The sequence below is a fragment of the Martelella sp. FOR1707 genome, from assembly GCF_053484265.1.
Genome location: NZ_JBAKFP010000003.1, coordinates 250036 through 269182 on the forward strand (window position 1 = coordinate 250036; position 19147 = coordinate 269182).

General features: G+C 62.7%; 13 protein-coding genes. 6 read left to right on the top strand and 7 right to left on the bottom strand.

What is annotated here, in order from left to right:
* Positions 1 to 78 precede the first annotated feature (78 nt).
* On the bottom strand, positions 79 to 1908 hold the full coding sequence (locus V6765_RS09105) for an extracellular solute-binding protein (protein ID WP_448427938.1): 1830 nt from the start codon (positions 1906 to 1908) through the stop codon (positions 79 to 81).
* A gap of 158 nt (positions 1909 to 2066) precedes the next feature.
* Here V6765_RS09105 and mepA point away from each other — a divergent pair, with 158 nt between their 5' ends.
* The 4 genes from mepA (at position 2067) to V6765_RS09125 (ending at position 5855) form a co-directional block, all read left to right on the top strand.
* Complete coding sequence (gene mepA / locus V6765_RS09110; protein WP_448427940.1) at positions 2067 to 3083, top strand: penicillin-insensitive murein endopeptidase; 1017 nt, start codon at positions 2067 to 2069, stop codon at positions 3081 to 3083.
* 138 nt (positions 3084 to 3221) lie between these two features.
* On the top strand, positions 3222 to 4244 hold the full coding sequence (locus tag V6765_RS09115; RefSeq protein WP_448427942.1) for a glucokinase: 1023 nt from the start codon (positions 3222 to 3224) through the stop codon (positions 4242 to 4244).
* Between the two features lie 134 nt (positions 4245 to 4378).
* Positions 4379 to 5200 (top strand): 4-hydroxy-tetrahydrodipicolinate reductase, encoded by an 822-nt coding sequence (gene dapB, locus V6765_RS09120; RefSeq protein ID WP_448427944.1) that lies wholly within the window; start codon positions 4379 to 4381, stop codon positions 5198 to 5200.
* 19 nt (positions 5201 to 5219) lie between these two features.
* Positions 5220 to 5855 (top strand): 2,3-bisphosphoglycerate-dependent phosphoglycerate mutase, encoded by a 636-nt coding sequence (locus V6765_RS09125; protein ID WP_448427946.1) that lies wholly within the window; start codon positions 5220 to 5222, stop codon positions 5853 to 5855.
* Between the two features lie 28 nt (positions 5856 to 5883).
* Here the strand turns inward: V6765_RS09125 and hutC are convergent, their stop codons facing one another.
* The 5 genes from hutC to V6765_RS09150 all read right to left on the bottom strand — a co-directional run bounded on the left by hutC (position 5884) and on the right by V6765_RS09150 (position 13973).
* Positions 5884 to 6621 carry a histidine utilization repressor gene (gene hutC / locus V6765_RS09130; RefSeq protein ID WP_448427948.1) on the bottom strand — a complete coding sequence of 246 codons (738 nt, stop codon included), beginning with the start codon at positions 6619 to 6621 and terminating at the stop codon, positions 5884 to 5886.
* A 313-nt stretch (positions 6622 to 6934) separates the two neighbouring features.
* Positions 6935 to 7414: a hypothetical protein gene (locus tag V6765_RS09135; protein WP_448427950.1), complete on the bottom strand. Its 480-nt coding sequence runs from the start codon at positions 7412 to 7414 to the stop codon at positions 6935 to 6937.
* Positions 7415 to 7451: 37 nt separating this feature from the next.
* Positions 7452 to 10964 (bottom strand): S8 family serine peptidase, encoded by a 3513-nt coding sequence (locus V6765_RS09140; RefSeq protein ID WP_448427952.1) that lies wholly within the window; start codon positions 10962 to 10964, stop codon positions 7452 to 7454.
* A 257-nt stretch (positions 10965 to 11221) separates the two neighbouring features.
* Positions 11222 to 12757, bottom strand: a complete 1536-nt coding sequence (locus V6765_RS09145; protein ID WP_448427954.1) for a winged helix-turn-helix domain-containing protein — start codon at positions 12755 to 12757, stop codon at positions 11222 to 11224.
* A gap of 199 nt (positions 12758 to 12956) precedes the next feature.
* Positions 12957 to 13973 (bottom strand): LacI family DNA-binding transcriptional regulator, encoded by a 1017-nt coding sequence (locus V6765_RS09150; RefSeq protein WP_448427956.1) that lies wholly within the window; start codon positions 13971 to 13973, stop codon positions 12957 to 12959.
* 98 nt (positions 13974 to 14071) lie between these two features.
* Between V6765_RS09150 and V6765_RS09155 the strand changes: the two genes are divergently transcribed.
* Both V6765_RS09155 and V6765_RS09160 read left to right on the top strand, forming a co-directional pair.
* Positions 14072 to 15031 carry a carbohydrate kinase family protein gene (locus tag V6765_RS09155; RefSeq protein ID WP_448427958.1) on the top strand — a complete coding sequence of 320 codons (960 nt, stop codon included), beginning with the start codon at positions 14072 to 14074 and terminating at the stop codon, positions 15029 to 15031.
* On the top strand, positions 15028 to 16281 hold the full coding sequence (locus V6765_RS09160) for a class II D-tagatose-bisphosphate aldolase non-catalytic subunit (RefSeq protein WP_448427960.1): 1254 nt from the start codon (positions 15028 to 15030) through the stop codon (positions 16279 to 16281). The genes V6765_RS09155 and V6765_RS09160 overlap by 4 nt, the downstream gene beginning before the upstream one ends.
* Before the next feature lie 96 nt (positions 16282 to 16377).
* Here the strand turns inward: V6765_RS09160 and V6765_RS09165 are convergent, their stop codons facing one another.
* A complete protein-coding gene (locus V6765_RS09165) occupies positions 16378 to 19053 on the bottom strand; it encodes a DNA translocase FtsK (RefSeq protein ID WP_448427962.1) in 2676 nt (891 codons plus the stop codon).
* Between the last annotated feature and the right edge of the window lie 94 nt (positions 19054 to 19147).

Here is a 19147-nt window from a genome sequence, read left to right on the forward strand (position 1 = left end):
CAAGGGGGGAGATTGTCTGGAGGTCGTGGATAGTTCTACGCAAAGTAACCGCCACGCCCTCGCCGCCAAGCCGCACCCTCATTCCGCCTCCGTCGACCACCAGCCGGCGGGGAAGTCGAGGCCGTATTCGGGGAATTCGCCGTGGGTGATCCGGTCCCAGTAGGCGATGCGGTAGTCGCGCGAATAATAGAGCGGAATGATATAGTCATTGGCGAGCAGCACCCGATCGAGCGCCTTGGTGGCGGCGACCAGCGTGTCGCGGTCATCGGCGAACACGATCTTCTGGATCAGCGCGTCGACGCCCGGATCGGAAATGCCGGCATAGTTTTCCGAGCCCGGCTGGTCGGCCGATTGCGAACCCCAATAGTTGAACTGCTCGTTGCCCGGGCTCAGCGACTGGGCCCACAGCTCCCATATCATGTCGTAATCGAAATCGTTCACCCGGTTCTGGTACTGCGAGGTGTCGACTACGCGGACCGTGGCGTCGATGCCGAGCTTGCGCAGGTTTTCGACATAGGGCAGCACGACAACCTGAAGCGAAGGATTGTCGAGCAGGATTTCGAAGGCGAAGGGTTCGCCGGTTTCGCTGTTCACCAGCTTGCCGCCCTGCCTTTCAAATCCGGCTTCGCGCAGAAGCCCGAACGCCTTCTGCAGATTGGCGCGCGATTGCTCCTGCGTGCCGCCGACCGGCAGCTTGTTGGCCTTGTTGAACACCTCCGGCGGCACCAGATCGCGCACCGAATCAAGGATCTGCAACTCCTCGCCCTTGGGCAGGCCGGATGAGGCCAGATCGGTCCCGAACCAGAAGGAATTGTCGCGCGCATAGGCGTCGCTCAACTGGTTCTTGTTGATCGTCTCGAAATCGAAGGCATAGATCAACGCCTCGCGCACGCGCTTGTCATCGAATGGCGCGCGGCGGTTGTTGGGCACCAGCGCCTGCATGATGCCGGCGGTGCGCAGCGGGTTAGGCACCGCCTCGCGGGTGACATCGCCATCCTTGACCGCCGGAAAATTATAGCCGGTCGCCCAGCGTTTAGCCCGGGTCTCGACCCAGAAATCGAACGTGCCAGCGCGGAAGGCCTCGAAGGCGACATCGAGGTCGGCGAAATAGAGATATTTCACCGTGCCGAAATTGTTGCGCCCGACATTGACGTTGAGATCCTTGCCCCAATAGTCGTCGTTCAGGCGATAGGTGATCGACGATCCCGGATTGACCGTGTCGACCACATAGGGGCCGGAGCCCACGATCTTCTCCAGTGTGCTGGCGGAGATATCATGGACGACATTGCCGTCCTCATCCTCGAACCAGTGTTTGGGCAGGACGAGAAGCTGCCCGACGATCTGCGGCAGTTCGCGGTTTCCCGTCTCGTCGAAATGGAAGGTCACCTCGCGCTCGCCGGTCGCTTCGGCGCTGGTCACATGGCGGTAGTAATTGGCATATTGGGCGTTCAGCTTCTTGAAGCTGTCGAAGGAGAAGACGACGTCTTCCGCCGTTACCGGCTCGCCGTCGGAGAATTTCGCTTCCGGGTTCAGCCTGTATGTGACCGACGAAATATCTTCGGGATAGCGGAAGGCATCGGCCAGAAGGCCGTACATCGCATTGATCTCGTCCTGAGACGAGGTCATCAGCGTTTCGAACACCAGTCCGAGACCGATCGCCTTATTGCCGCCATAGGGCACGGGATTGAGCGAATCGAACGTGCCGGTCGCCGAAAGCTTCAGCTCGCCGCCCTTCGGCGCATCCGGATTGGCATAATCGAAATGCGCGAAATCCGCGGCATATTGCGGGCTCCCGGTCAGCGCGCTGGCATAATGCCAGTCGCCGCCGCCATTGTCCTCAGCCAGGACAGCGGGGGCTGAAAGCCCCGCGACGGCGAACACGATCGCCCGAGCAGCCTTTATCCACATGGTTTTTGCCTTCTGCGTGCTTGCTTTTCTCGTTTCAGCAACAAGAATAAGCAAATATCGGCATGGGTGCACAAGTGGCCATTTCGTGAAAACATGGTGGCAGCGGGTTTTGCGCCTGCCGTTTCGGCCGGAACGCGCGGCATGGAGGGAGCAACAGCATGCGGTGGATCAAAACCCTGTCCGGGGTCCTCGCCCTTGCGATGACGACATCTTCCGCCGTTGCCGAGGACTTTCCGCCGCCCGCCAAGGTGCTGTTCGCGTCGGAAGCCGCGCCGAGCGCCGGTAAGCCGCAATCGATAGGCTTTTATACCAAGGGCTGCCTTGCCGGGGCCGAGGCGCTGCCGATCGACGGGCCGACATGGCAGGCGATGCGGCTTTCACGCAACCGCCGCTTCGGCCACCCCGACACGATCGCGCTGATCAAGAAACTGTCGCGCGAGGCCGCGCAATATGACGGCTGGCCGGGGCTCTTGGTCGGCGACATTTCGCAGCCGCGCGGCGGGCCGATGCTGTCCGGCCATGCCTCCCATCAGGTGGGGCTCGATGCCGATATCTGGCTGAACCCGATGCCCGACCGGCGGCTGACGCTACGCGAGCGGGAGGACATCTCCGCTCAATCCGTGCTGAAGAACGACGGTACGCTGTTTGTCGATCCGGAGAAATTCACCCCGGCCCACGAGCGCCTGATCATGCGAGCGGCGAGCTATCCGGAGGTGCAGCGCATCTTCGTCCATCCGGGCATCAAGAAGGCGCTCTGCGACGACTGGAAGGGCGAGCGCACCAACCTTGCCAAGGTGCGGCCCTATTACGGCCATCACTACCATTTCCATATCCGCCTGTTCTGCCGCCCCGGCTCGCCCGATTGCGATCCGCAGAACCGTGTGGATATGGCCGATGACGGCTGCGGCGCGAACCTTGCCTGGTGGCTTTCCGACGAGCCCTGGGCGCCCGCAAAGCCTGAAAAACCGCCCGAGAAACCCGCAAAACCGCCGCCGAAGCCGACCCGGCCGAGCTACACCATCATGTCCGACCTGCCGGCGGCCTGCACGGCCGTGCTCGATGCGCCGGCGCCGGCCGAACTGCCGCAGGCCGCGCTGACGCCGGTAATCCCACTGCCGCCGCTGGCGCCATGGCCCGAGATCGGCCCCGTGCCGACGCAAAGGCCGAGAGGGTGAGCCGTCCCTTTCAAAGCGGTTTGAACTGATGTAGGAAACGCCAAACCGGCTTGCGGATCTTACTTTCGGGTTGATATCGCCGCACCGTCCGGAACCGCCAGAAGCAGAAGCGCTTTGCCGATCGCAAGGGGAGACACCATGGCCAGAATACCGCTCGAACAACCGCTCGCCTTCCCCATCCTGATCGGCGATATCGGCGGCACCAATGCCCGCTTCTCGCTGCTGGTCGATCCCTATGCCGAGCCGCGCGACTTCCCGATCGTGCACACCGCCGATTTCGCCACGATCAACGATGCGATCCAGGCGGCGGTTATGGACAAGTCATCGCTGCAGCCGAGAAGCGCGATCCTCGCGGTTGCCGGCCCGATCCGGGGCGATGAAATTCCGCTGACGAATTGCGACTGGGTGGTGAAGCCGCACGACATGATCGCCCATCTTGGCCTCGTCGACGTGATCGTCATCAATGATTTCGAGGCCCAGGCGCTGGCGATCGCCAACATGCCGGACGAGTTTCGCGAACCGATCGGCGACCGGCCGGACAAGATGCTGGCCTCGCGGGTCGTGCTCGGCCCCGGCACCGGGCTCGGGGTCGCGGGCCTCGTCCATGCCGAGGAGCGCTGGATCCCGGTTCCGGGCGAAGGCGGGCATATCGATGTCGGCCCGCGCACCGCGCGCGATTACGAAATCTTTCCGCACATCAAGACCATCGAGGGCCGGGTGGCCGGCGAGCAGATACTGTGCGGCCGCGGCATGGTGAACCTCTATAACGCCATCTGCGCCGCCGACGGCATCGAACCGAAACCCTATGAACCGAAGGATGTCAGCCAGCACGGCCTCGACGGCACCGACCCGCAGGCGGTGGAAACGCTCTCGCTGTTTTCCACCTATCTCGGCCGCCTTGCCGGCGACATGGCGATGGTTTTCATGGCCCGCGGCGGGGTCTATCTCGCCGGCGGCATCTCGCAGAAGATCCTGCCGGCGCTGAAAAAGCCGGAATTCCGCGCCGCCTTCGAGGACAAGGCCCCGCACACCAGGCTGCTGGAAGCGATCCCGACCTATGTTGTGACCCATCCGCTCGCAGCCCTTGCCGGCCTTTCCAGCTTTGCCCGCACCCCCACCCGCTTCGGCCTCGCCCTCGATGGACGGCGCTGGCGGGTATAGGCGCAACCAAAGCAGCCAGACCGATTTCGCCGACGCCGATCTTTCCTTCATGGAGCGCTTGCAATAAGGTCTGCCTGCCCCGCTGCGTTCACCTGCGGCGGGGTCGCCGTAAATCGAAAATACCAGGAAGACATATGAATTCTCCGGCAATGAAGCTTGTCGTCGTGGGCGCCAGCGGACGGATGGGTCAGACCCTCATCCGCGTCATCTGCGAAACCGAAGGCGCCGTGCTGCACGCCGCGATCGACCGGCCCGACAGTCCGGCGCTTGGCAAGGATGCCGGCGTGCTTGCCGGCGTCGGCGAGCTTGGCGTTGCGATCACCGACGATCCGCTGAAGGCCTTTGTCAATGCCGATGGCGTGCTTGATTTCACAGTACCCGCCGCCTCCGTCGAATATGCCGAGCTGGCCGCCCAGGCGCGGATCGTCCACATCATCGGCACCACCGGCATGTCGGAGGAGGACGAGGCAAAGGTGAAGGCGGCAAGCCGCCACGCCCGGATCGTCAAATCCGGCAATATGAGCCTCGGCGTCAATCTTCTCGGCGTTCTTGTGAAAGAGGCGGCCGCGGCATTGTCGGCCAGGGGCTGGGATATCGAGGTGCTGGAAATGCATCACCGCCACAAGGTCGACGCGCCATCCGGCACCGCCCTTCTGCTGGGCGAGGCCGCCGCCGAAGGGCGCGGCGTCTCGCTGAAGGACAAGGCGGTGAAGGTGCGCGACGGCCATACCGGCGCGCGCGAAGAAGGCACGATCGGCTTTGCCACGCTGCGCGGCGGCTCGGTTGTGGGCGAGCACTCCGTGCTGCTTGCCGGCGAGGGCGAGACCGTGAGCCTGTCGCACAAGGCCACCGACCGCAGCATCTTCGCCCGCGGCGCGGTCGAGGCGGCGCTTTGGGCGCGCGGGGAAAAACCCGGTCTTTATTCCATGCTCGACGTGCTCGGGCTTTCCAAATAGCAACGAAGGAACTGATTAAATGAGCGGAACGCTGGTTCTGGTCCGTCACGGCCAAAGCGAATGGAACCTGAAGAACCTTTTCACCGGCTGGAAGGACCCTGATCTCACCGATCAGGGCAGAGCCGAGGCCCTTGCCGGCGCAAAGGCGCTGGCCGAAACAGGGATCAAGTTCGACATCGCCTTCACCTCGAACCTCATCCGCGCCCAGAACACCTGCCAGATCATTCTCGACGAGATCGGACAGTCCGACCTTGAAACCATCAAGGACGAGGCGATCAACGAGCGCGATTATGGCGATCTCGCCGGCCTCAACAAGGATGACGCCCGCAAGAAATGGGGCGAGGAACAGGTCCATATCTGGCGCCGGTCCTACGACGTGCCGCCGCCCGGCGGCGAAAGCCTGAAGGACACCGGCGCACGGGTCTGGCCCTATTACCTGACTGACATCCTGCCGCGCGTTCTGCGCGGCGAAAAGGTGCTGGTCGCCGCCCATGGAAATTCGCTGCGCGCGCTGATCATGATCCTCGACAGGATGAGCAAGGAGGAAATCCTGAAGCTCAATCTCGCGACCGGCGTCCCGATGGTCTACACGCTCAACCCGGATTCCACGGTCGCCGACAAGACCGTGCTGGGCGACATGTCGGCCGCGCACTGAGATCGGCCCCGCCTTCCCCGGTCGGGCGCTACCCCGCCCGGCCCGACGGCGAGAACTCGGCGACAAGCGTGTGCATGTCGCCGGGATAGGTGAGATTGACCTGGGTGATCGACCCGCTTGCATTCCAGGTCCGCCGCGCAATCACCAGGCAGGGCGCGCCTTCGCGCAGATCGAGCAGTTCGGCCTCGGCGCGCCCCGCGCCGACGGCATTGATGCGATGTTCGGCGGCGCTCCACGGCACCTGCTCCAGGAGCCATGACCCCGGAGGATACTTCGAAAAATCCGCCTCCCGCGCCTGCGGCACCTCGGCAAGGCTGATCAGGCGATCTTCGAGACAGAAGGGGCGGCTGCCGGCGCTGTGGATGCCGCGGATATGCATCACCGCCGCCGGCGCCGACAGCAGCAGCCGCTTGCGATCGGCCTCGCCCGCGCTGCGCTCCGTGGCCTCGATCAGCCGGAAGGCATAGGCAAGGCCAAGTGCGCGCACCTCGCGCTCGAGCTGGTGGATTTCCATGACGGCGGAAAGCACTTCCGGCTGACGCACATAGGAGCCCGACTTGCGCCGGCGCTCGATCAGCCCCTTCTTTACAAGCTGCGACAGCGCCTTGTTGACCGTCATGCGCGAGCAGCCGTAATGCGCCGTCAGTTCATGCTCGAACGGGATGCGGGTGCCGGGCGGCCATTCGCCGGACAGAATCCTGTCCTCGACCTCCCGTTCGATGCGGGCATGCAGCGCCAGCGGACGGCTTTCCTTGTCCTCGGCCATGCGCCTATCCCTGGCTCGCCGCGGCGATCACCTCGGCGCGGATTTCCTCGGTGAGCTGCATGCTGGAACGCCTCAGGCGACAGGCGCGCAAAGGGGTAAGAAGCATCTCTTCCACCCCCCCTTCGCGGGTCGTATGCCGGCCAGCAATGCGAGAAACCAGAGGATATGCTATGCTCAGGCGTGGCTTGGGATTGATGATCTCAGACGGCTTCATCGGGTCTCCGTTACCGCGCTCTACCAAGCAGCGTGCTATCCCCAATCCTTCATAGCACCGTGAATCGAGATCGCAACTGGACCCACGCGGCAATCGAACTCAATCTCGAACCATCACAAAGCGGATGTCGTCCTTGGTGCTGCCGTAGACGCGGTCGCGGTAGGAGTCGATCGGCAGGTCGAATGAGCCGATATTGGGCGTTGCGATGCCCGACAGGATGATCGTGCGGCCCTTGCGTTCCCAGCCATTGATGCGGCTGACGCCGTTGATGCTGCCGAGGCCCTCGACAAGGTTGCAGGCAAATGTGCTGACGCGGCCCTTGTGCGCGTTGAAGGCGCTCGCCTTGAATTCGATCGAGCAGTTGCGTTTGGTCGGGCCGACTGCCGGATACATTTTCCATTTCCCGACAACCGGATCCTTCATCTCCTTTTGCGCGGCCGCGGCCGTCTGATAGTCCGGCGTGGTCGAAACCGCCGGCATGGAGCCGTCTGAAACCTCGCAGCCGGTCAGGCCTGCAACGACCAGGAGACCTGCCCCGGCGAGCAATAACGACGTGAGGTGAGAACGAGCGCGTTTCATGAAACTATGTCCCCTGTTTTGAATCTGAGCGTGGCTACTAGAATTTGAGGCTGGCATTGGCGGAAAAGATCTGGCTGGTGAGATTGTCCCGGAGCTCGGCCTCGTAGCTTGCCCCGAAGGTGAAACGATCCGACGCGATCGCATTGACGGAAACGCGGCCGACAAAGGCGTTGCGCCCGATATCCGCGCCGGATGCATCGAAGCCGCTCCCGAAGATGGCAAGGCTCGAGGACCGGTCCAGATCGCCGAAGTCATGGCGCCAGCCTGCGCTCAACACCGGCTCCAGTTTCAGCCCATTGTCGAACGCAAAGCGATGCGAGGCGGACAGGGCCAGCGTGGTCTGCGTTTCGGAGAAGGTTTCATCCGGCAATGACAGCGCGAAAAGACTGCCCGTCTCGGTCATGGCATCGCGATGGAAACCGCGATAGCCCAGCGTGGCGGATGGCGTCAGGGTCAACGCCTCCATCTCGAAATCCTGAAAGGCACTGACTTCGGCAAAGCCGCCCATGCCGTGGCCCGAGGCGTTGGCCATAGCAGCATAATTGCCGAGCGTGGTCAGCCGGCTGGTTGAAAGGTCGCCATAGGAAAGCCCGCCGCGCACGGCCACAGTCGGACCGCCGGTTGCAAACGTGGCATAGGCCGCGGCCTGATAGGTGCCGATATTGCCGGCGCCGTTCGTATCTGCGGAGACGTCGGCATATTCATAGGAGCCCGCGACGCCGGCAACGGTATGCCCGAAATTCCAGTCGATACCGAACGCGCCATTATTGACGTTGACGTCATAGCCGGAGACTGCGCCGGATGAGCCCACGTCCGTATGGGCATGGTTGCCGCTGACCCAGACCTCGCCGGCGCCATAGGGCGTCCCCGTCTCGGAGAGCCAACCGGTGGCAAGGCCCATCTGGCGCTCGCCGATCCGGTCGGCAAAGCGGCCGATGGCGCGCACGGCGCTGGCGCCCATCTCGGCATGGATCTGGCCCGTCAGCGACGAGAGCCCGCCGGCCAGCGCGTCGATTTCGGCGGCATACAGCGTGTTGAAACTGTCATTATAGGCGGGATCGGGGCGCACCCCCGCCGCGGGCCGGCTCATGTCGATCGCGGTGCCCAATGCTCTTTCGTTTTGCGTGGCGGAGATGCCGAAGACGGAAAGATCGGCATAGCGCTCCGGCGTGGCGGCCAGGGAAAGCGCATCCGCCGCGTAGAGCACATCGAAGCGCGTGCCCGGGGCAAGACCCGCATCCGGCTGGTCCAGGCCAGAAAAACTGCCCGTGACGCTGCCGTCTGCGACCTGAACAAAGGTGAAGAGTTCGCCGGGCATTGGCGTGAAGGCATTGGTGGCGGCGCCGGAAATGCCGCGCAACCTTGGCTGAAGGGTGCCGTTGGCGGCGAAATCATTGCCCGCGCCGGCCACGAGAAGACGGTCGTAATTGCCGGCCCCGTTTTCTGTCCCCGTGCCATCGACATCGATTTCCATGGTTGCAGTCGGCTGAAGGCTCACACTGCCGGCAATGGTCATCGTGCCGGGCGACTGGCCGGGCGCAAGCGTGCCGTCGACATTCACATCGGCTGCAACGCGCCCGGTACCGCCAAGCGTGCCGTTCCTGCCAACATGCAGGTCCGGCGTCGTCAGCGAGCCGTCAACCGCCAGCAATCCACCTTCGACGCCCGCGCCCTGTCTGAAGGTTGCGGCGTTGAGGATGGAAAGCGTGCCGCCGCCCTGCTTCTCCAGGCTGCCGTCGCTCGCAAACGAGACGATCCAGGTCGTGTCGGAATCGTCCGCGCCGACCGTGTAGACGCCTTCGCCGGTCATGCCGACCGGGCCGACCGAAAGCGCGCGGTCAAGCCGCACCAGCCCCCAACCATAGACCGCGTCAATCCCCGCAGCGCCCAGATCCTCGGCGGTCATGAACAGGATTTCGACGATTTCCGCCGGGGTGAAGCTCGGATAGGCCTCGGTCAGGACAGCGACGGCGCCCGACACATTCGGCGCTGCCATCGAGGTGCCTGAGTGGGAATCATAACCGCTGGGAACCAGATCTTCAGGGACGGTCGAATAAATACCGCTGTCCGCTCCTGATGGCTGATCACCGCCCGGCGCGGCAATGCACCACTCTTTTGCAACGCCGCATCTGTTGGAATAGCTGGCGATCTGATTATAGGCATCGAGCGCGACGACGACGACGACCCGCCCGCGGGCAATACCATCCTGTTTTTCTGCAGCCGCCAGTGCTTCGGCGGACGTGAAACTGAGGTCAAGCCCGCTGCCATGATCATCATAGACCAGGCTGCCCGACGCGTTCGTAGCCGCTTCATTTTTCGGCTGAATGAAGGGGAATAGGCCATTGCTGAAAGGATTTTCCGCAAGTACCGGAGCCTCAAGGAATTCGTTGCCCGCAGACATGACGATCACCTGACCGGCATCAAGGCTTTGCCTCATGGCCCTGGCGTCTGCCATGAACTGAGCTTGTTGCCCGACAGGGATGTCCCAGGTTTTCTGATCCGGTTCGGCATTGGAGCCGAAGCTGCCATTGATAACCTTCACATCCGAAAACTGCGACAGATATTCAAACCCTACCGTATCGGGAACGCGTGAACCGGTGATGGGCTCGCAGGTTCCATTCAACAGGGATGGCCCGCAATACTGCAAATCATCGATGTCGAAATCCTCGCCGTCGACGAAGACTTCGCCATCGCCTCCCGGTATCGCTCCAACGGAGAGAATGGTTGCCTGAGAGGCAACCCCCTCCATGCCGAAACCGTTGCGACCTGCGCCAATAATCCCGGAGACATGGGTTCCGTGACCATCGATATCATAGGGGTCGTCCGGACCTTGTTCGAAAGCGGCCTCAAACTGTTCCTGGGTCAGGTGCTCGCCCTCGACACTGGTGTCAAACCAGTAGAGGTAGCTCTTTGAACGAGAATCGACGCGCCCTTCGAATTCAGGGTGAACAGTCCCGTTGGGGCTGATGGCGATTCCTGTGTCAATCACGCCGACGACAACGCCCTTGCCGGTGTAGCCCTTTGCCAGCGCGGCATCGGCATGCATGGCATCGAGCGAATAATTGCGTTGATATTCACTGAGCGCGCCTTTCGGAATGTCGGGATTGCCCCCGGGATACGGCGTGGCGCGCGCGGCCGGGGAGGATGCCGGAGGTTGCGTCCGGGCCCCTCCGGACACCGAAGCCTCGGGAAACAGGCTTGCGAGGTGACGACCGGATGCGGCTGCCCTGGCGATCGATGCGCCAAGATCGGGCCGAAGCCTCCGCGCCTCCGTCTCGATCAGATCGGCGCGTTCTGGCGTCAACCGGGCGTTTTCGACGATACTGGCAAGAAGCGATTTTCGGCCAAAGGCGGTGGCCTCCTGCAGCGCGGCCCTTACCGCCTCCGACGATTGATCATCAACGGCCCCGCTTTCTTCGGCAGGTCGCGTCGGACGATCGTCCGCGCGTGCGCCGGTCGCCAGCAAAGTCGAGGCCAGCATCGCCGAGACGGCGATCGTTCCGAACCGGCCGGAGAGACGGAGGCGAGGAAAGGCAGGGGGTATGGGCATATGCACGTCCAATCATGACCTGTCACAAAACGCGTTTCGACGCATTGAGGCGACCAGCGGTGCTGACCAGGCCGAAGAACCGACCTGTCTCCGCTCCGTCCGCCTGCGCGAAACAGAACGGTCCGGTCATCTCATAACAATGTTTGTTCAGTATTTGAAACGGCGATTTTCTTGACTTTTAGCAAGTCTCCACCGTCGGCGTCATGGTCGTCACCCGCCCCGCACAAACGCTGCAGTCTATCGCGGCCACGCCGGGCTTAGGCCGGATCGGATATGCCGGATCTGATGCTCTCGCTGACGACATCTTCGCCAAAGGCGGCCGAAAACGCCGCGATCGGCGCGTTCATGATGTTTCGGCGGTGCTCGATGTTCTTGAAGCGGCGGCCGAAGACATTGTAGAGCAGCTGAAGCATGTGCGCCGCGACTGCAAATGTCAGTTCGGCCCCCGCGACCGTCCGGCTCATATGAGCTTCGTTCAGTTCGGGCGCGAGCAGCAGACCCAGGCGGGCATGCGCAAGCGGCGCTGTCATGCGCAGACGCTCTGCGAGCGCCTGCAACGCCTCCCGCCTGTTTCCGGCGCGCAGCGCACCAGCCTTCAGCAGCATCAGATAGATGAAAAACTCCGTGCCCGGCTCGGCGAGTTCCAGCGCCTCGTCGTAGAGCTGGCAAGCGGCGTCGATGTCGCCCTCGACCGCCGCGATCTCCCCCCGCAGGGCCGCCGCGGTGGCAAAGGCAGAACCATGTTGGAGCGCCTGATCAACCAGATTTTCGGCGAGCACCGTATGCTCAATGTTGACGAACAGAAGCAGCTTGGCGACGGCCAGACCCATTTCGGGCATCTTTGGCAGCGCGCCCAGAACGGACAGGCTTGTCTCTTCAATCTCCCGCTCGATCGCCTGCCACTCCTCATGGGAAAGCCATTGATCCGGTTCACTCATGCTCTGCAGCAGGCGGGCATAGAGATTGAGTGCCCACATCACGTCCAGCCGTTGATCATGCGGGCTTTCCGCCATGGCGCGCTCGAGCATGCGCGCATTGTCCCGCCAACTGACCTTGTCGGGGTTGCCGCTGAGCGTCAGCGCCGCGTCGTGCTGGCGGATCCATGGCGGCAGGTCATCGGGCAGCCCGCCGCTTTGCGGCGGCAGGGCGAGATGCGACCAGATGGCCTGCATGATGTCCTCTATCCCGATCGCATTGCTGCCTGTGCGATGATCGACCCGTTTCATGCCGATAAACTGGCCGGCATGCCTTAGAAGAAGCGCGGCGTGAAGAACATCGTCGTGACGATGAAAAACCACCTCGATGCTGAAATGGCGCGTCTCGACCCTGTCGGACGCCGCGACAATCACCGTCCTGTCGGAACCGAGGGCCGTCTGAAGCTCCTGATGGAGCTCTGCGAGATAGCGCCCCGCCTCCGCGCCGCCGCGCTTCAGGCCGCGGATCGGTCCGACAATCAGAAACGCATCCGGGTTCTCCGCATTCGCCGGCGAGTGCGGCGCAATCCAGACATAACCTTCGCCATACTGTGTTCGGATGAAGCGGGGCGTGCGCGGCGCGTCCTTGAGCTTGCGCCGAAGCTGGTTGATCAGGAAATCGACATGACGGTCGCTGATGGTCTCGCTTTGCCCGCCGAGAACAGAGAGCAGGTCATTGCGGCTGAGCAGGCGTCCGTTATTGGCCGTAAAATGTTGCAGCAGCATTCTTTCCTGCCGCGTGAATGTCAGCCGCGCACCGTCCCCGTCACGATCAGCCGTCAGGAAATCCTCTGAAAATTCAATATCAAGATACCGCATGCGCCGACCCTATGGTCTGGTCGGCACACGGTAAAGCACGCCTTGCGCGAGCCGCGAAACCTCTGATCGCAAACCGTGTCTCGCTCCTCGTTATCGATTGCAGGCGCGCCGCGTCCTAGGACGCTGAACTGCAGGTATGAAAACAGACTTGGTCAGGCCCTGTCCGCTCTACGATATTTCACACGCGCAAACAAATAATTCACGCCGACTGGCGTACCTTGAGGGTTCCCGGAAGGACGCTTGTCTCGAAAGACGAATGCGGGTTACCGGCCCGGCGTTCAAGCAGCGCCATTGCGCGCTCCGCAATGCCTTCGACATTCTGCGCGACCGTGGTCAGTGGCGGCGAGATGTACTGGCTCAGCGGATGATCGTCATGGCCAGCGATGCGCAATCTTTCACCGCCGCGCTGATCCCACAGGCCGAAAAGATGGGCCGCGCGCGAGGCGCCAAAGGCGAGCCGGTCATTGGCGCACAGGATCGTTGCCGTTCGATATCGTCCGCTGGCAAAATGATCGCTCATGGCATCAAAGGCAAAAGCTTCGAAATCCCATCCGAAACACTCTGATTTCTCCGAAGGGACAGGGACGCTGACGGCCTTCAGCCCGCGCCTTTCCATGGCTGCGCGAAAGGCCGCCTCCCGCTCGACGCTGTTGGAGTTCAATTGTGGCATGGCGAAAAACACCGGCGGCTCCCCGGTGCGGCAGAGGTAATCAACCATCAGATCCAACGTCGCGAAATTGTCGGTGCCGACGAAATCCAGCGGCGGCGCGTCTCCGTCGAGGCGGGCATCGAGCATGATCGTCGGCAGCATTTCGGCAAGACGCGCGATGGCGGTCGCAGACACCTCCCCGCCCAGCGGCGCCACGAGCGCGCCATCGACATTCATCGACAGCAGGCGGTCGACCGCGCGCGCTTCCCGCTCGGGCGAACCATGCGAACATTGGGTGATGATCGTCCCGCCGGCCGCAAGCGCCGCGTCTTCGATCGCCTGCAGCAGACTGGTGTAGAAAAGATCGTTGTAATGCGGAATGACGACCCCGATCAGACCCGTGGACTGCCGGTTCATCCGGGTCGCAAAGAAATTCGGGACATAATCGACATCCGCAAGCCGTGCGCGGATTTTGGCGGCCGTGCCGGGGCGCACGCTTTCCGGGTCGCGGAAAAAGCGCGACAAGGTCGGTCTAGATACCTCGATGGTCTTGGCCAGCTCTTCCATGGTTTTGATCCGGCGCTTCTTCGACAAGCATTCACCCCAAAAATTGACGCGCGTAAAATTTGACGTTAGGAAACGTTGTATCCTTACAGGAGACCGACGTGAACACAATTCCGACCCTGCTGACGATCGGCGAATTGCTGGTCGAGTTCGTATCGCGTGAGAAGGGGTGCGGTCTCGAAAGGATCACCACCTTCGACGGCCCGTTTCCAAGCGGGGCGCCCGCGATCTTTCTCGATCAGGCCGCCCGCATGGGCGCGCCGACCCGCATGATCGGCGCGGTCGGCCGCGACGGGTTTGGCCGCACCCTGAAGGCGCGGCTTGAGGCGGACGGCGTCGACACCCGTTACATCGGCGAAAGCGAAACGCTGACGACCGGAACCGCCTTCGTCTCCTACTATGATGACGGAACGCGAACTTTCATTTTCCATCTGGCCGGAACGGCCGCGGATGCGGTCCGCTTCGACGAAGCCATGCTGCCCGAAGGCGAGATCGTCCTGCACGTTTCCGCCTCCTCGCTGGGCTCGGCCCCGCTGCGCAGGGCGATCATGCAGGCAACGGAATCGGTGCTTGCCCGCGGCGGCAGGCTCTCGCTCGACCCCAATGCAAGGCCCGAACTGATGCGCGATCGCGAAAGCCGCGAGGCGCTCGAGAGCCTTCTTGCCCGCAGCCATTTCCTGATGCCGAGCGTCAGCGACCTGGATTTCCTGTTTCCTGGCCTTTCCACGGAGGCGGCGATCGACAGGCTGCTGGCGATGCAGGCGGAAATCGTGACAGTCAAGAAGGGCGCGGAGGGCGCCTTGCTGGCCGGTCGCGGCGAGCGCCACCTCTATGTCCCGCACGCGGTCGAGGAGGTCGACCCCACCGGAGCCGGAGACGGTTTCTGCGGCACGCTGATGGCGTTGCTGCTTCAGGGCCGGCCGCTGGAAGAAGCGGGACGGATGGCCAATGCAGCCGGGGCGATCGCGGTCACGCGCAGGGGACCGATGGAAGGCAATTCCACGCCGCAGGAAATCCGCGCCTTTTTGAACGCAGAGAGCGAAAAGGACCGGAAAACATGAACCTTCAAGCACTGATCGAAGCCAATCGCGGCGGCAAGCCGACTGGCCTGCCAAGCTTCTGCACCGCCAACGAACATGTCCTGAAGGCGATCCTTTCCGTAACGGCACAAACGCGGTTTCCGACCGTGATCGAGGCGACCTGCAATCAGGTCAACCAGGACGGCGGATATACCGGCATGACGCCCGCCAATTTCATCGACTGGCTACACGCGCTTGCCGATAACGCCGGCGCCGATCGTGATGACCTGCTCATCGGCGGCGATCATCTCGGACCCAATCCCTGGCTCCGGCAGAGCCCGGAAAGCGCCATGGCCAAGGCGCGCGATCTGGTGCGCGGCTATGTCGCGAGCGGCTTTCGCAAAATCCATCTCGACGCCAGCATGGCGCTCGGCGGCGAGGCGCATCCGAGCTTCGAGCTTGTCGCCGAACGCGCCGCCGATCTTTGCGCCGTCGCCGAAGACGCCGCCGCCGACCCTTCCGAACTGATCTATGTGATCGGCACGGAGGTTCCCGTGCCGGGCGGCGAAACGACCGAGCCGGACGCACTCGACGTGACGTCGGTCGCGCGGCTTGAAAAAACCATCGAAACCCATCGGGCCGCCTTTGAGGCGCGGGGGTTGCATTCAGCCTGGAAGCGCATCGCTTCGGTGGTGACCCAGCCGGGCGTCGATTTCGGGCACAGCGCGCTCTATCGTTTTGATCCGCTCGCCTCCAAGAACCTCAGCGCCGCGATCCTCGATTTTCCCGGCCTGACCTTCGAAGCGCATTCGACCGACTACCAGCCGGACGAGGCGCTTGCCCAGCTCGTCGAACAGCATTTCTTCTTTCTGAAAGTCGGCCCGGAACTTACCTTCCGTTTCCGCGAGGCGATCTTCGCGCTGGCCGGGATCGAAGAGCTCATCGATCCGCCATCGCCAAGCCGGATCAGGGAAATAATCGAGGAACGGATGGCTGCCCAACCCGGCCACTGGCAGGACTATTACAAGGGCAGCCAGGTCGAGATGAAGCGGCTGCGACAATTCAGCTACAGCGACCGCATCCGCTATTATTGGGGAGATAGTGCGGTTGCCGCCGCCCTCTCGCACCTGTTCAACAACCTCTTGAAGGCCGGACTGACGGAAACGTTGGTATCCCAATATTTCAACGGATTCCCCTTTGGCCATATCCCCACGGACGCCACCGAGATCCTCCACCATCACGTGCAAACCAGCGTCCGGCGCTATTTCGCCGCCTGCGGCTACACGAATTAAGCCCGCATCCGCTCTTCGGATAAACCGAACCTTCATCACATAGCGAGCCCCGATACCGCAACGTTTGCGATATCAGCCCAATGCCGATTCCATGGATCAGCCCGGCGCGGCCGAATCGAGGATCTCGCGCTTGCCGACATGGTTGGCGGGGCCGACGAGGCCTTCCTTTTCCATGCGCTCCACCAGCGAGGCGGCGCGGTTGTAGCCGATCGACAGGCGGCGCTGGATATAGGATGTCGAGCACTTCTTGTCGCGCTGGACGATCTTCACGGCCTTGGCGAAGAGATCATCGGCGTCGTCATCCTCGCTGCCCATATCAGTGGCATCGAAGACGGCGGTATCCTCTTCGCCCTCGTCTTCCTCTTCCTCGTCGACGACGACGCTGCCGAGATAGGTGGGCGTGCCCTGCGTCTTCAGATGGGCGACGACCTTTTCCACCTCGTGATCGGAAACGAACGGGCCATGCACGCGGGCGATCCGCCCGCCGCCCTTCATGTGCAGCATATCCCCCTGCCCCAGCAGGTATTCCGCGCCCTGCTCGCCAAGGATGGTGCGACTGTCGATCTTCGAGGTCACCTGGAAGGAGATGCGGGTCGGGAAATTGGCCTTGATCGTGCCGGTGATGACATCGACCGAGGGCCGCTGGGTGGCCATGATCAGATGGATGCCGGCCGCGCGCGCCATCTGCGCCAGGCGCTGGATCGTGCCTTCGATCTCCTTGCCGGCGACCATCATCAGATCGGCCATCTCGTCGACGATGACGACGATGTAGGGCAGCGCCGAGAGATCGAGTTCCTGCTCCTCGAAAATCTGCTCGCCGGTGGTGCGGTCAAAGCCGGTGGGCACCGAAACCATGATGGTTTCGCCGGTCGTGCGCGCCTCGGCGACGCGCTTGTTGAAGCCGTCGATATTGCGCACGCCGAGCCGCGACATCTTGCGATAGCGGTCTTCCATTTCGCGCACGGCCCATTTCAGCGCCAGAACCGCCTTTTTCGGATCGGTCACGACCGGGGTGAGAAGATGCGGAATACCGTCATAGACAGACAGTTCCAGCATTTTCGGGTCGACCATGATCAGGCGGCATTCTTCCGGCCGGAGGTGATAGAGCAGCGACAGGATCATGGTGTTGATGGCGACCGACTTGCCCGAACCGGTGGTGCCGGCCACGAGCAGATGCGGCATTTTCGCAAGTTCCGCGACCACCGGCTCGCCGCCGATATTCTTGCCGAGGCAGAGCGGCAGGCGGAAATCCGTGGTCATGTAGAGGCGGTTTTCGAGAAGCTCTCTCAGATAGACTGTCTCGCGTTCCTCGTTCGGCAGCTCGATGCCGATCACATTGCGGCCGGGAATGACCGCGACGCGCGCCGAAAGCGCCGACATGGAGCGTGCGATATCGTCCGAAAGGTTGATCACCCGCGACGACTTGACGCCCGGCGCCGGCTCGAATTCGTAGAGCGTGACGACGGGGCCGGGGCGGACATCGATGATCTCGCCCTTGACGCCGAAATCCTCCAGAATGCTTTCCAGCAGTCCGGCGCTCTGTTCCAGCACTTCCTGGCTCAGATCGCTGGTCTCGTCTGCAAGCGGCGCCTGTAAGAGCTCGATCGAGGGGAACAGGAAGTCGGTCTGTTCGTGCTTCGCCAGAACGTTCAGGGGCCCGGCGACATTGTCCGACGCCTCGTTCTCCTCCGGTACGGTCTGGTGCGGTTGCGCCTCGCCGAAATCGGCAATGTCGGCTTCCGCTTCGTCTTCCCACGCATCCTCTTCTATCTCGGCGAAGGCCTCGTCATGTTCGTCCGTCAGGTCGGCTTCATCGATGGCATCGCTCGCCTCGACAGGTGCCTCCTGCGTCTGGGCGGGCTCTGCCTCAAAGTAATCGTCTGCCGCGCGCCGGGTCGGGCTGTGGAGCAGAACCTGCCGGTAAAGCGCGACCGGCGAAGGCCTCTCCTCCGCGCTTGCCGTCGGCTCATCGGCGGCGGTTTCCACCGCATCGGAGGCGGCGGTCCAAGGCATGAAGCCGTCTTGCGCACCCGCCTCATCGGCAGGGTCTTCTTCCGCAGGCGCCACGGCCTTGGGCGCCGGCGTTGCATCGTCGAACAGCCCGAGTTCCATCATCTCGAAGGCGAGCCCGTCGGGAATGAAGGCGAGCGCCGCTGCCCCGGCCTGTGCCTGGCGGGTTTCATCCGCCGGTGCTGCGGTTGGGGCATCATGCATTTCAGAGATCGAGGGGACTTGCGGAATGTTCACTGGGCTTTCGTCATTGTTTGCTGAAGTCTGTTCGGTCGTCGCCGTTTGCGCGTCAGGCACTGGATCGGTTTCGGGCTCGAGCAAGTCCGGCTGCGCTGCGTCATCCTGCTGCACGCCGAGCGGGTGGAACAGGAAATCCACCAGCACCGGCGGTTCATCCCGGAACGGCTCCGGGGTGGGATATTGTAGAGCCCCCTCCCCCCGTTCGGCGGGCAGTTCTTCGGCAATGCGATCCTGTAGCGCTGCGGCGGGCGATTGCGGCGGCAACTCCTCAAGCTCCGTGGGCTTTGCGGCTGTCGCTGGCGATTCGGGATGTTTCCGGTGCGGCGTGCGGGTGAAGCGCACATTCGGTCCCAGCACGAAGGGGCGCTGCCAGGTCGGAAGCCGGTCGGGATCGAGGATCGCCGCATCCGGATTGCGCCGCGACGGTTCCGTGATTCGGTCGTCACCGCTCGTCTGATCGCTGTCCGTCCGCAGCGATCCGGCAGGTTTCGATTGAAGGCTTGGAGAACGCGAAAAGGGCATGCTGATGGAGACCAATCTGGGGGCTGTCACTCAGCAGAAGTGATAGAAAAGAAACCTTAACCAGTCGTTTCCTCCAGCGACATCAGCCTCGTAA

Excerpts from the sequence above, each read along its gene's own strand:
- V6765_RS09135 (WP_448427950.1), bottom strand. The coding sequence starts at position 7,414 with ATGAAACGCGCTCGTTCTCACCTCACGTCGTTATTGCTCGCCGGGGCA.
- V6765_RS09145 (WP_448427954.1), bottom strand. The coding sequence starts at position 12,757 with ATGCGGTATCTTGATATTGAATTTTCAGAGGATTTCCTGACGGCTGAT.
- V6765_RS09140 (WP_448427952.1), bottom strand. The coding sequence starts at position 10,964 with ATGCCCATACCCCCTGCCTTTCCTCGCCTCCGTCTCTCCGGCCGGTTC.
- V6765_RS09160 (WP_448427960.1), top strand. The coding sequence starts at position 15,028 with ATGAACCTTCAAGCACTGATCGAAGCCAATCGCGGCGGCAAGCCGACT.
- mepA (WP_448427940.1), top strand. The coding sequence starts at position 2,067 with ATGCGGTGGATCAAAACCCTGTCCGGGGTCCTCGCCCTTGCGATGACG.
- V6765_RS09105 (WP_448427938.1), bottom strand. The coding sequence starts at position 1,908 with ATGTGGATAAAGGCTGCTCGGGCGATCGTGTTCGCCGTCGCGGGGCTT.
- hutC (WP_448427948.1), bottom strand. The coding sequence starts at position 6,621 with ATGGCCGAGGACAAGGAAAGCCGTCCGCTGGCGCTGCATGCCCGCATC.
- V6765_RS09165 (WP_448427962.1), bottom strand. The coding sequence starts at position 19,053 with ATGCCCTTTTCGCGTTCTCCAAGCCTTCAATCGAAACCTGCCGGATCG.
- V6765_RS09125 (WP_448427946.1), top strand. The coding sequence starts at position 5,220 with ATGAGCGGAACGCTGGTTCTGGTCCGTCACGGCCAAAGCGAATGGAAC.
- V6765_RS09115 (WP_448427942.1), top strand. The coding sequence starts at position 3,222 with ATGGCCAGAATACCGCTCGAACAACCGCTCGCCTTCCCCATCCTGATC.
- V6765_RS09150 (WP_448427956.1), bottom strand. The coding sequence starts at position 13,973 with ATGGAAGAGCTGGCCAAGACCATCGAGGTATCTAGACCGACCTTGTCG.
- dapB (WP_448427944.1), top strand. The coding sequence starts at position 4,379 with ATGAATTCTCCGGCAATGAAGCTTGTCGTCGTGGGCGCCAGCGGACGG.